The sequence below is a fragment of the Nostoc sp. PCC 7107 genome, from assembly GCF_000316625.1.
GTDB lineage: Bacteria > Cyanobacteriota > Cyanobacteriia > Cyanobacteriales > Nostocaceae > Nostoc_B.
The window spans coordinates 3,740,866-3,754,169 of record NC_019676.1 but is presented as its reverse complement, the minus strand read 5'-3'; the positions used below and the strand labels follow the sequence as shown (position 1 = coordinate 3,754,169).

Annotated in this window: 8 protein-coding genes; 3 read left to right on the top strand and 5 right to left on the bottom strand. The window is 37.4% G+C overall.

Annotated elements, in window-relative coordinates; all coding sequences use genetic code 11:
• Positions 1-22: 22 nt before the first annotated feature.
• Positions 23-1,864, bottom strand: coding sequence for a penicillin-binding protein 2 (gene mrdA / locus NOS7107_RS16220; RefSeq protein ID WP_015114039.1), 1,842 nt, complete (start codon positions 1,862-1,864; stop codon positions 23-25).
• 212 nt (positions 1,865-2,076) lie between these two features.
• Here mrdA and NOS7107_RS16215 point away from each other — a divergent pair, with 212 nt between their 5' ends.
• The 3 genes from NOS7107_RS16215 (at position 2,077) to NOS7107_RS16205 (ending at position 5,266) form a co-directional block, all read left to right on the top strand.
• On the top strand, positions 2,077-3,204 hold the full coding sequence (locus NOS7107_RS16215) for an ABC transporter ATP-binding protein (protein WP_015114038.1): 1,128 nt from the start codon (positions 2,077-2,079) through the stop codon (positions 3,202-3,204).
• 12 nt (positions 3,205-3,216) lie between these two features.
• The gene (locus NOS7107_RS16210) at positions 3,217-4,299 is read left to right on the top strand and encodes a spermidine/putrescine ABC transporter substrate-binding protein (RefSeq protein WP_015114037.1); all 1,083 of its coding nucleotides are present in this window, start codon (positions 3,217-3,219) and stop codon (positions 4,297-4,299) included.
• A 64-nt stretch (positions 4,300-4,363) separates the two neighbouring features.
• On the top strand, positions 4,364-5,266 hold the full coding sequence (locus tag NOS7107_RS16205) for an ABC transporter permease (RefSeq protein WP_015114036.1): 903 nt from the start codon (positions 4,364-4,366) through the stop codon (positions 5,264-5,266).
• Between the two features lie 85 nt (positions 5,267-5,351).
• Here NOS7107_RS16205 and NOS7107_RS16200 read toward each other — a convergent pair whose 3' ends face one another.
• The 4 genes from NOS7107_RS16200 to NOS7107_RS16185 form a co-directional block, all read right to left on the bottom strand.
• Positions 5,352-8,888, bottom strand: coding sequence for a hybrid sensor histidine kinase/response regulator (locus tag NOS7107_RS16200; protein ID WP_015114035.1), 3,537 nt, complete (start codon positions 8,886-8,888; stop codon positions 5,352-5,354).
• A gap of 86 nt (positions 8,889-8,974) precedes the next feature.
• Positions 8,975-12,295, bottom strand: a complete 3,321-nt coding sequence (locus NOS7107_RS16195) for a GAF domain-containing protein (protein ID WP_015114034.1) — start codon at positions 12,293-12,295, stop codon at positions 8,975-8,977.
• Between the two features lie 70 nt (positions 12,296-12,365).
• Positions 12,366-12,839, bottom strand: coding sequence for a chemotaxis protein CheW (locus tag NOS7107_RS16190; protein WP_015114033.1), 474 nt, complete (start codon positions 12,837-12,839; stop codon positions 12,366-12,368).
• 81 nt (positions 12,840-12,920) lie between these two features.
• Positions 12,921-13,283, bottom strand: coding sequence for a response regulator transcription factor (locus tag NOS7107_RS16185; RefSeq protein ID WP_015114032.1), 363 nt, complete (start codon positions 13,281-13,283; stop codon positions 12,921-12,923).
• Positions 13,284-13,304: the final 21 nt, after the last annotated feature.

The following is a 13,304-nucleotide window of genomic DNA, read 5'->3' as shown; positions in this document are numbered from 1 at the left end:
TACATATCACATTGATTTATGATTAATCGCCGTTAACATCATTAGCATTTTGAGAATTAGCTGATTCTGGTTTTTGGTACTTACCGGGGTATTTATGCTGGAAATACGCTTCCAATACTTGTAATACCATTGGGCCGCAGACTGTACCACCGTGATCACCGGAATTTTCGCCAAAGGCGACAACAGTAATTTCGGGGCGATCGCTTGGGGCATAAGCACCAAACCAAGTATGATTAGGACGACCAACACCAGCTTCGGCTGTCCCACTCTTACCGGATGATGGGGCGATGGTTGGTAGATTTAAGCGCTTACCTGTACCTTCAGTAATTACCTTCCGCAGTCCATCCCGGAGAACGTTAATAGTTGACTGCTTCAGATTTAAAGATTCGCGCCAGCTTTTTGCTTCTTCGTTGTCTTTCAACAAATGGGGCTTCACACGATATCCCCCATTGGCGGGAACAGAAAACATAATTGCTGATTGCAGTGGTGACACTTGCAAAGCACCTTGACCAATGGACATATTAATTGTGTCGCCCACAGTCCAAGGAATTTTCCAAGCTTTTTGTTTCCAGTTTTCATCAGGAACTAAACCCTTAGTTTCTTCGCTGGAGAACTCAATTCCAGTTCTTTGACCGAAACCATATTTGCGACTCCACTCAATTAAAGTCGGGCCACCAACGCCTTTACCAACTTGATAAAAGAATGTATCACTACTCATAGCGATCGCCCTAGGAAATCCTAAAGGCCCAAACCCTGCATGATTCCATTCCCCAAAAGTCACACCACCAACAGTTAAAGAACCATAGGTTTGCAGCACTGTTCCAGGGGAAAACTTACCCGACTCCAAGCCAGCCGTTGTGGTGACAATTTTGAACGTACTCGCAGGAGGAAAAGCACTTAAAGCCCGGTTTACTAAAGGATGGTCTTTACCTTGTACACTTTCCCAATCTTTTTGCGAGAGTTTTTGCTTAGAAAAAATATTTGGGTCAAAGCCAGGATGAGATACCATCGCTAAAACTGCACCATTTCTGGGATCAAGGGCGACAATTGCACCTTGATACTTACCTAAAGCTTTGTCTGCTGCTTTTTGTAGTTCCCAATCTATCGTTAAATGCAAATCTTTACCTGATTTGGCTTGCTTTTCTCCTAAAATGCGGATTGGGCGACCTGCACCATCCACTTCCACCTGCTGACCACCCCATTCGCCGCGTAAGGTCTTCTCATACGCCTTTTCTATACCCATCTGACCAATGACATCACCCAGACGGTAGCCTTCTTTTTGCTTATCTTTCAACTGATCAGGTGTCAGTTCTCGTGTATAACCTAGTACATGTGCTAATTCTTGACCATGTGGATAGTAGCGCACCGCATCTGTGTTAATTTCTACATCTTTTAGTTCATTTTCATACTCTTTTAAAGCTGTAATTTGGGCTTCGCTAACATCACGCGCAATCCGAATCAGGGAAGCAGAGTTAGCACCAGCTGCGTCTAGCTTATGTTCCATTTCTTCTTGGGGGATGCCCAGAATTTGGGATAATCGTGGCCCCACCACTGACCAAGATGGTTTAGTATGTGCCAGCGGCCATAAGTATACAGAATGCGGATATCGGGTAGTGGCTAACAGCTTACCATTGCGGTCAAAAATATTACCTCGTTCTGGTTGTTTGAGAATTGTCCGAACGCGGTTAGATTCGGCACGTTTCCGCAGTTGAGATCCTTCCACGATTTGTAAATATGCTAACCGCGCTTCAATCCCCGCCAGCGTCAATAAAGTGAATCCAATTAAGAAGATTGACTGTATACCACGTCCAACAGTCCGTGTATCTTTTCTGCTATTCGGTAAAGATGATGGAAATAAAGCCATAGGTCAATATATATAAGTAAAAATTCTGAAATCAAGTGCTTGGTATAGAATGCCCGAATCTTACACTTGATATTAAACTTGTAACAATCACAAACGTATATTCCCGATCTAGGGTTTTTGGCGGATACAATAAACCAAAGTGTTATTTAAGTCTGCTTAATAGGCTACATTCACAGAAAATCAGGTTAAATCACAGCATTCTACTGAGGATTATGGCTCAATCTGTTGTGCAGAATCAGAAGGGGATTACGTCGTTTCAGCCACTGGATGTGGAACTACGTAACGTGTTTAAGTTTTTCAAGCAAGAACCAGCTGTACATGGAATAGATTTGGATATCCGCAAAGGAGAATTTTTTAGTATTTTAGGCCCCTCTGGTTGTGGTAAAACCACAACATTACGTTTAATTGCGGGATTTGAATCAGCGGATGCAGGTAAGGTACTAATTCAAGGTCAGTCTATGACTAATGTTCCGCCTTATCGCCGCCCAGTCAATACTGTATTTCAAAGTTATGCACTGTTCAATCACTTGAATGTCTGGGATAACATCGCCTTTGGACTGCACTTAAAAAAAATTCGCAAATCAGAAATCGAAAGTCGAGTTACAGAAGCCTTAAAACTCGTCAAAATGGAAAGTTTGCGATCGCGCTTTCCCAATCAACTTTCTGGTGGTCAACAGCAGCGGGTAGCATTAGCTAGGGCGTTAGTTAATCATCCGACCGTGCTACTGTTAGATGAACCTTTAGGCGCTTTAGATTTCAAGCTACGGAAAGAGATGCAAGTTGAACTATCAAACCTGCATAAAAAATTAGGCTTAACCTTTATTTTAGTCACTCACGACCAAGAAGAAGCATTGTCTTTGAGCGATCGCATTGCGGTGATGAATCAAGGCAAAATTGAGCAAATTGGCACTCCTAGCGAAATTTACGAACGTCCCCAAACAGCTTTTGTTGCTGATTTTATTGGTGATACTAATTTATTTAGTGGTGAAATTGCTGCTGTCGAAGCTGATTGTATCCAAGTTGTTACGAAAACTGGACTGAAAATCATAGTTACACGCTATGAAGACACACCAATAGAATTGTCACAATCAGTAGTTGTAAGTGTACGCCCAGAAAAAATTCAATTATCACTATATCCGCCTAATTTACCAAGTAATTCCTTTGAAGGCAGATTAGTTAACGTTATGTATTTGGGAACCCATGTTACTTATGTGGTGGAACTAACTAATGGGATAAATATCAGCGTTTTGCAACCTAATACCTTTGGTAATTTGCCAGACAGAGACACACCTATTTACGTTTTATGGGCAGAAAGTGATTGTTTGGCTATTAGTCAATAATTTAAATGACAAATGACAAATAGAAGAAACTTTTTACAAAAAATAGCAGCATTTTCTAGCTTATCTTTAACTGGTTGTGGTTGGAAATTAGCTAATGTTCGTGCGGCTACTAAATCCACTCATAGCGACAAATTATATCTTTATACTTGGACACAATATGCAGACCAAAAATTACTCCAAACTTTTAGCAGCCAAACAGGACTGCAAGTGCTTGTAGATCCTTATGATTCTAATGAAGTGATGTTAGCCAAACTCTTAGCTGGAGGTGGTGGTGCTTATAGTGTAATTTACCCCTCTGACTATATGGTACAGAAGATGGTAGAAAAAAATTTATTAATCGAATTAAATCATAATCGCTTAATTGGTTTAGATAATTTATTTCCGCAATTTAAAAATCCTAGTTATGACCAAAATAATCGTTATAGTTTACCATTCAACTGGGGAACTACAGGGTTAATTTACAATTCAGAAGTGCTGCAAACAGCACCAGAAGATTGGGATTATCTCTGGCAAAATCAATCCATACTCAACAAGCGGATGACGTTACTCAATGATGTCCGGGAGGTAATGGGTGCAGTATTACGAATGCTAGGTTATTCCTACAATTCCAAAGAGGAAGAAGAACTGAAACAAGCATATAACAAATTACAGCAATTAAAACCTGCGATCGCCTCCTTTGATACTGATGCTTGGCAAAACCAAATTCTCTCAGGAGACTTAGTATTAGCGATGTGTTACTCAGCCGATGCTATTCGTGTGATTAAAGAAAATCCTAAATTTAAATATGTAATTCCTCGTAGTGGTTCTTCCTTATGGACTGATACAATTGTCGTACCCAAAAGCGCCCCAAATATTGATGGTGCTTATGCTTGGATTAACTTTATTTTGCAACCAGAAGTTGCAGCAATTATTAGTCAAAATTTGAATATTTCTACTCCTAATGGTGCAGGGTTTGAACAATTACCCAAAAAACTTCAAGATAATAAAAATTTATTTCCTGAAGCCGCCCTTTTAGAAAAGTGTGAACGGATTACTCCTCTAGGTGACTTTGAGGAAGTTTATGAGCGCTACTGGACTCAATTAACTAGTAGTTAAAACAAATAACATAGAGACTGATAAGTTTCCCAAGTCAAACTTTAAACTTGTATTCATCAGAAATATGTCTTCTTTAATAAATCATACAGATGAAATTTCCAACGTTGAAAAATTACATCGTCCTACATTTAACTTTCTACAACCCTTAGTATTATTAGCCCCAGCAGGTATTTGGTTGCTTTTATTACTAGTACTACCAGCATTGATAATTTTCCAGCTAAGTTTAGTTCCTAATATTAGACCAGGAGATTTAGTCAATCCCAGTAGCTTAGAAAATTATATTCGGATATTTGACCCGCTTTATTTACATGTTATTTTGCGATCGCTCTGGTTGGCATTAGGAGCAACTATAATTTGTTTAATCTTCGGTTTTCCGGTTGCTTATTGGTTAGCACAAATCGCACCAAAAAAATGGCGTAATTTACTATTATTAGCTTTTGTTTTACCTTTGTGGACTTCCTCTTTACTCCGTTCTTACGCTTGGATTACCATTCTGCGTAGAACTGGTTTATTAAATACTATTCTGAGTAATTTAGGCTTACCAACTTTAGACTTACTTAACCGTATCCCTGCTGTATTTATTGGTATGAGTTACAGCTTGTTGCCCTACATGGTTTTAATTTTATATGCTTCTCTAGAAAAATTAGATCAGCGCTTGCTAGAAGCTGCTGCTGATTTAGGTGCAAATCCTGTACAGACTTTTTGGAAAGTAACCGTACCCCAAGTTTCTCCAGGAATAACCGCCGGGTCAATTTTGGTTTTCATTACAGGTTTAGGAGATTTTATTGACCCAGAACTTTTGGGTGGCTCTTCGAGCATGACAGCGGCGCGGTTAGTTTACAACCAATTCCTGGGAGTTACTCAAAATTGGGGTTTTGGTTCAGCATTGAGTATGACATTGATTTTTGCGGTGAGTATAGCGATCGCTCTTTTAATTAAATTTGGTGAACCAACACCAAGCCGATAAACTAAATCTATAGACATTAAACCCCAATTTACAAAGCTATAAATATTCAGTTTTTATCGCCATCCAATTTCATGTGTTCAACAGTTTAACAAGTTAATTCCATTACCAAATTATTGGATACATCTTTTTTCTTGGTTAAAGACGAAATGGTAGAGAGAAATTCATGCTCTAAATAAGGCTTAGTTAAATAGGCTTTAGCACCAAGTTCTTGAGCCAGTTGACGATGTTTGTCTGCACTACGAGACGATAAAATTACTACAGGAATTTTGGCAATATTGGGGTTTTGCTGAATACTGGTTAATAATTCAAATCCATTCATTCGAGGCATTTCCAAATCGGAAATAATTACTTGAATATCTTGATATTTTTGTAGCTGTTCTAGAGCTTCTATACCATTTTGTGCTTGAATTACTTGATAGCCATCTCGCTGCAAAGTCAGAGATAGAGTTTGCCTCAAACTAATAGCATCATCCACTACTAACACTACCTTTGGAGATTGGTAAATAGCTTCTACTGGCTGAGATGATGGTATTTCTTGAGTATTTGAGTTACTAGATATAGATAAATTTTCAAATATTGGCAAAGCGGACTGATGAGGCGCAACTATTGGTAGTACTGTAAGTTCAGGCGTAGCTTGTATATTGTTAGAGTCTAAAAGCAGAGCGCCATCAATCACTAAAATGAGATTACCATTAGCAGAACTACTACAACCGTAAACATATTTTGGTGGCGCGATCGCATTTCCCAATGGTCTAATTACTAGTTCTTGCTCACCTATTATTTGGTCAACTTCTAATCCAAAAATAACTTGATTACACCTGAGTATTAACACAGGATTATTCATAAATCTTGTGTCAAGAGTAGTTTGTGTATTATTGAAGCTATTACTCTTAACAGAAGAACAGTTGTAAGCTATTAATTCAGAAAGAGAATATAAATTGATAAAAGTTTCATCTTGCTCTGTATTCCAGTGTAAAACTTTTTTACCTTCAAATTCCTTAATTTGTTGCGGGGCTGGAATGACAATTTTTTCCACACTATCTAACAATAGTGCATAAACAACTCCTCCAGCTTGAACTAGCATCAATTGATCAGTAGTCATAGAAAAAGGTATTTTGAGTGTGAATTTTGTACCTTGGTGCGGCAAAGTTTGGACTGAAATCGAACCATGAAGCGCTTCCATTTGAGAACGGACAATATCCAATCCTATACCGCGTCCGGAAATTTTACTCACCTGTTCAGCAGTGGATAATCCTGGTGCAAACATCAAATCTAATAATTCTGATTTATCTTCATTAGATGTAGCAAGATTCATCTCAATAGCTTTTTTCCAAATGCTTTCTAGATTTAATCCTTGTCCATCATCTTGAACTTCAATAATAGTTTGGCTACTTTGATGATATGCGCGGATTGTAATTAAACCTTGTTCTGACTTACCCTGTTCTCGTCGCACTTGCGGAGATTCAATCCCGTGATCGAAAGCATTACGTACTAGATGTAAGAGTGGATCATACAATTTTTCAGCGATCGCTTTATCTACTAGTACATCTGTACCAGTAAGTTGTAATTTTACATTTTTATGATAGAGATTGGCTAATTTTTTGACCATTGAGGGAAAACGATGCAAGATATCACCCAAAGGTAACATCCTGGCTTCTACCAAGTTATCGATAATAGTGAAGACTAAATTTTGCTTTTGATCACTTACTTGAGTGGCTTGTTTAATAATTAAATCCAGAGATTCTGTAGTTTCTTGTAGTTGTAGAGTTTCTTCTAGGGCTGCGTGCAGTGATAAATTAAATTCTGTATATACATCCATTTCCAGTGAGTCAAATTTCACTGCTGTAAAATTTTGCATGGATTGATTCGTAATATTTGGCAACTGTAGTGGTAAATCTTTCAACTGATTTAATAATATTTGATGTCTACCAAGCTGCTGTGATAATTGTTCAACAACTTCTTGTAGTTGTTCATCATGAAGAGTACGTTTCTTTTGATGAATCAGCAATTCACCTGCTAGATAATTGAGGTTTCTTAATCCTTCAACATCAACACGGATAAATGAAGCTTGGCGTGAATGTTGAGTTTTATTCAGATGAATATTTTCCTCTTCTAGCTGATTAACGTTACTCTCGACTTCTGTGACTGGCTCTAAAATCAGTTGTTTTTGAACTTGTTCAGGAATGTTAACTAATTGTTGATTTTGAATATTTTCATCTGCCGCTTCTCCTCCCCAAATAGATTCTAAAAAATTATCTGTTTCAGCAAAAATAGGTTTTGATATTTCATCAATAACTAAAATATTTTGTAATTTTGGATGATCTAACCAATTCTTTTCTTGACTATTGACAGGTGGATAATTTTTATATTCTTGGGCTAATATCAGAATTTGTTTTTGCAATTTTCTGGTTAAAAGAATATAACTCTCACTCTTATCATTGCTATACTCAAATTTAGCAACTGCAAGTAGCACAATTAAAATAATTCCGTGGCGATACAAGCAAAGACTATAACTGTCTTCTCGATTCTGCACGAAATTTAAAAATTCTTTTAACCAGTTTTCAATATAATTTATTTGATTTTCTATATCTAACTTGGGAATGAGTAGAGATAAATTAAGTTCTTGCTTAGATATTTGCCTCTGATGCTGAAACCAACTCAAAATATATTGAACTAACTTAAGGTAAAACTTAGCTGTTGTTGGCTGAATTTGTTCATGATTGTGATTGCTAGATATAGTTAAAAATTGGTAAAATTCTTCCGCAGTTTTGAGTAAATGGCAAGTAGGCGAATTATCTTGAATGTCTGGAGATAACTGTTCTGTCTGGACTAGTTGTGTGAGTTTTTGCCAAGCTGGCGATATTATATCAACACAAGTGCGATCGCCTGACAATACTGCTGTTTGTAATGCTTGCAAATCTTGCAGTGCAAGTTCCGCAATTTGCTGAACTTCGGCAGGTTTGGCTTGCAACGCAGCCATAATTGTTTGTGCGAGTTCTGATAATCCACGTAAATCTAGAGATTGTGCCAAGCCCAGAAATACTTCTGCTTGGGAATTTAAAAAATCTCTCAATTCGTCATCATTGGGAGGATTATTAATAGTTGCAACAATATTTTCAATGCGTTGTTGAACTCCCACTTCAAAGATTGATCGAACAACATCAAATCCTAATTCTTGAGAAGTTGGAATATAATTATCAGCACCAAACGCATCACCAAGTTTTTCTTGTAACTGTATAAAAATAGCAGTTGCTTTTTCAATAATTTCTTCAACATTAATGGCACTGCTGGTTAATTCTGCGGTTAAGGCTAGACGTAAACACTCATAAGATTTAAGTAAAAGTGTATGTAAATCAGCATCAATAACTATATCTGGATTATATAAAGATTTAAATACATCTTCTAGAGAATGGGCAATTATTTGAATTGCTTCTAGTCCAACAGTAGCAGCACCACCTTTGAGTGTATGCGTTGCACGCATCAAAGCATGAACTTTATTCTTTCTATTATCATCCTCTTCTGCCAAACCTATAAGCTCTTGCTCAATTATTTGTAACAATTCTGGGGCTTCTGCTAGAAAATAAACATAACCTTGTTCGCGGATTTCAGCATCTGTAATCATAATTGGGAAATGGGGAAGGGTGGATAGAGAGTTGGGAGTTGGGAGTGGTAAATCATCAAAATTTCCTACTCCCTCATCCCTATTTCTTAATTAACTTTGAACTTACTTGCAGTTGTTAAGAGTTCTTGCGCCATCCCTAATAAATCTTGGAAAATGGCAGCAATTTCTTGAGATTCAGCAAAGGTTTTGTTAGCAATTTCTGCAACATCTTGCATTGAGTGAGTGACAGTTTCAGACTGACCCATTTGTGTTTGAGTAGCTACGGTAATTTGCTGAATTAATTGGCTAATTTCAGCAGTTGCCAAAACAATAGCATTCAAATTTTGGCGGGTTTCACTTACTAGATTAGTACCTTCTACAACTTGCTGAATACCTGTTTCCATTGCTACTGCAACTTCTCCAGTTTCTGCTTGAATTTCTTGAACTAATTTTTCAATTTCAATTGTTGCTGCTGCTGATTGACGAGATAAAGAACGGACTTCATCAGCTACCACGGCAAAGCCTTTGCCATATTCACCAGCACGGGTTGCTTCAATGGCTGCATTTAGTGCTAAAACGTTGGTTTGGGTGGCAAAATTGCTAATCAAATTTACTACTTTTGAGATTTTTTGCGAAGATTCACTCAGCCGCTTAATCTTCTTGCTGGTTTGAGCAACAGTTTCGCGAATTGCTTCAATGGCTTTAACCGTCTGGTTCATTGCTGTATCACCAGACTCTACTGTTTGGTTAGCTTTTTGTACCGCTACTTGCACCAACTGGGCGTTAGCTACCACTGCTTGAGTAGAATCTACCATTTGTTGAATATCGCCCAACGCAGAGGTAATTTCTTCAGACTGTTGTTGTGCTAAATTATTCAGTCCAGCAAGAGAAGCATTACTATTGGCAGAAGTTTGCGCTACTTGTTGAGATGCTGTTTGCACGTGCATCACTATTTGCCGCAGTGCTTGTAGAGTATTGTTGTAAGCATCAGCAATTGTACCTAATTCATCTTCTGTGATTGGCGCACGTACTGTCAAATCACCATCCAAAGCTGGTCTAACGGCCATTAACAGTTGAATAGATCTTTGTTGCAATAATTCTTTGGCGGCTTTTTCTCGTGCAGCTGCTTCTGCGAGTTGTGCTGACTGCGCCTGTAGTTGTTGCAAATATTCAGTCTGTTGTAATGCTAGTCCTAATTGATCTCCGATCCGAGCTAACAAGCTGATTTGTGATTCTTCCCAATCACGAGAACTAGAATTTTGATAAGCTGCCAACAAACCCCATAATTTTTCGCCAAAGAAGATAGGCACAATTACATAAGCTTTAGCTTCAAATTGCTCTAAAATTTCGATGTGGCATTGAGCATGGCCTACTTGGTAGATATCATTAGCAACAAAGCTTTCGCCTTTGGCATATCGACCTCCTTGGGTTTCCATTAAGTGGGTATCTTCCCAAACTGTTTTGATATCTAGTCCTACAAGTTTGACCCAATTCTGACCAACTGACTCAGCAATAAATTCACCACTCCAATCAGGATTAAAGCGATAGATAGCCATGCGATCGCATCGTAATAATTGCCTAACTTCTTGGGTGGTAATTTTGAAGATTTCATCGACATCTAATGATTGTCTAATTCGGTTAACTATCTTAGTAAAAGCTTTTTCTTGTTCTGCAATTTGAGTTAGTTTTTCGGTTTTAAATCTGACTTGTTCTAAATGATCTACTTGTGATTTAGCTATGCTAAATTGCAAGGCAATCTGATTTAAAAAATTGACTTCCCAGGTTTGCCATTCACGAGAACTAGAATTTTGATAGGCTGCCAATAAACCCCATAGTTTTTCGCTGAAAAAGATAGGAACAATTACATAAGCTTTAGCTTCAAATTGCTCTAAAATTTCGATATGACAGGGAGATAAACCAATTTTGTAGATATCATTAACTACAAAATTTTCACCTCTAACATATCGACCACCTTGAGTATCTTGAAGGTAGGTATCGTCCAAAACTGTGTTGATATTTGGGCCTACAAGTTTTACCCAATTACTGCCTACTGATTCAGCGACAAACTCACCGCCCCAGTCAGGATTAAAACGATAAACAGCAACGCGATCGCATCTTAATGATTGTCTAACTTCTTGAGTAGTGGTTTTAAAAACACTTTCTACATCTTGGGATTGACGGATACGGTTGACTATCTTGGTTAAGGCTTTTTCTTGTTCAGCAATCTGCACTAATTGTTGAGATTGCACTTGCATTTGTTCGAGATACTCTGCATGGGCAATAGCTAACCCAAATTGCAAACCAATTTGTTCTAAAAAGTTAGCTTCCCAATCTCGCCAATTACGAGTACCAGAATTCTGATAAGCTGCTAACAAACCCCACAATTTTTCTCCAGCAAATACAGGAACTATCACATAAGCTTTGACTTCAAACTGTTCTAGAATTTCGATATGGCATTGAAAATGACCGACCTGATAAATATCATTAACAACAAAGCTTTCATGACGGCGATAACGGCCACCTTGGGTTTCTTGTAAATGGGTATCTTCCCAAACAGTTTTAATACCTGGCCCTACTAATTTTACCCAACCATGCCCAACTGATTCAGCAACAAATTCGCCACTCCAATCAGGATTAAAGCGGTATACACCGACGCGATCGCAGCGTAATAACTGCCGAATTTCTTGAGTAGTTGTTTGAAAAACTTTTTCAATATCGGATACTTGAATAATCTTTTCAACAACTTTCGCTACTGATTTTTTAGCCTGGGTTCTCAGTTCTAATTCTCTATGGAATTCAAAGCTCTGTAATTTGTAAACTAGCTCTGTGGTAACTTGACTCAAAAAAGTAATTTCGGTTTCTTGCCATTGTCTGATATAAGAACAAGTATTAACTGCAAGTAATCCCCAAACTTTGCCTTCAAGTACAATGGGTAAACTTAAACTCGCTTTAATTTGATATTTATCCAGTAATTGCTTTTGATAAGGTGTAACTTGGATTTGGTCGATATCGTCAATTGCTACAGATTCTAAATAATCTTGATTGTTATGCAACCCAAACAGCATTCCTGGAAGATTTTCACCTAGCACAGGTGTCCAACCTAGTGTTCTCGATTCTGCTAAGACAGTACCAGAATCTATAGAAGTAAACTGATAAATTAAGACGCGATCGCAATTAACTTTTTCTCTAATTTGATTTACAGTAACTTTCAGCAATGTATCTATATCTGTGCTTTGACGCATCAAATTTGTCACAGATTGCAATTGCTGCCGCCATATTTTAAACTCTTGAGCAACTAAATTGGCTGTACTTAATTCATGATTCGGAATATTTGTAGTTATCTCATTGGCGGATTTACTTTCTATTACTTCTGCTTCAGTAAGTATGTGTTCATATTCTTCTTGACCGTTATGATATGTAATTGTCATTTCTCAATAACTCCATTAAATTATTAGTCGATTTCAGCTTTTACTTATGGCAAATATGCCAATCTCAATTTTAATTGAGGCTCAACCAGATGGGAGATTTAACAATCGCCACTGCATCTAAACTAAAAACCATTTTTTCAACAGAATTGATAAAGTAACCTTGGAGAAAAGCTGAAATTTTAGGTGAGAATAAATCAGCGGATGGCTGCTTCATTTGCTGAGGCTCTAAACACTCAATATCCATCATGTTTCTTACTAAAAATCCGAGATTTTTGCCATCAACTTCTAAGATGATCGCCATCATTTTGGAAAGAAAATTAATTCCTCGCAAAAGTGATGGATAACCCAGCATCTCTTCTAAGTCAACTAACCAAAGCATTTCACCTCGCCAGTTGTATATACCTAGAATACAACTAGGCATTTGCGGCACACCACATATATCTACCAATGAGATTTGTAAAACTTCAGTAATGTGTTGCAATGAGATTACCGCTTGATCATTGCTGCCTAAAGTAAAACTTAAAAATTTTTGCGGATTTTCCAAGATTAATTAGTCCTTTAATTAGTGAGATATTTTTATTTAATTCAAATTCATCAATAACTTGAATTTCGTGTTTAACAAATCTTACGGAAGTAATTTCTTCAGTATTTTAACTAATTCTTCTTTATCAATTGGTTTAGACAAATAAGCCTCTGCTCCTAACATATTTCCCCACATTTTATCTACATCACTATTTTTGGTTGAACAAAAAACCACAGGTATTTTATTAGTTTCGCTGTTAGCTTTTAGTTCCCGACAAATTTCAAACCCACTCTTTCCTGGCAAAATTACATCTAGAAATATTACATCTGGTTTAGCTCCTTGTATCTTAGCTTGGGCTTCTTCACTACTTGTTGCACTAATTACAGAATAACCAGCTTGTTGCAAATAGCGGCTGAGTATTTCCATATCTGTCAAACCATCTTCAACAACTAAAACAGTATTCATAGAAACTTCCTGCTAAATTAA

Excerpts from the sequence above, each read along its gene's own strand:
- NOS7107_RS16215 (WP_015114038.1), top strand. The coding sequence starts at position 2,077 with ATGGCTCAATCTGTTGTGCAGAATCAGAAGGGGATTACGTCGTTTCAG.
- NOS7107_RS16210 (WP_015114037.1), top strand. The coding sequence starts at position 3,217 with ATGACAAATAGAAGAAACTTTTTACAAAAAATAGCAGCATTTTCTAGC.
- NOS7107_RS16205 (WP_015114036.1), top strand. The coding sequence starts at position 4,364 with ATGTCTTCTTTAATAAATCATACAGATGAAATTTCCAACGTTGAAAAA.
- mrdA (WP_015114039.1), bottom strand. The coding sequence starts at position 1,864 with ATGGCTTTATTTCCATCATCTTTACCGAATAGCAGAAAAGATACACGG.
- NOS7107_RS16195 (WP_015114034.1), bottom strand. The coding sequence starts at position 12,295 with ATGACAATTACATATCATAACGGTCAAGAAGAATATGAACACATACTT.
- NOS7107_RS16185 (WP_015114032.1), bottom strand. The coding sequence starts at position 13,283 with ATGAATACTGTTTTAGTTGTTGAAGATGGTTTGACAGATATGGAAATA.
- NOS7107_RS16200 (WP_015114035.1), bottom strand. The coding sequence starts at position 8,888 with ATGATTACAGATGCTGAAATCCGCGAACAAGGTTATGTTTATTTTCTA.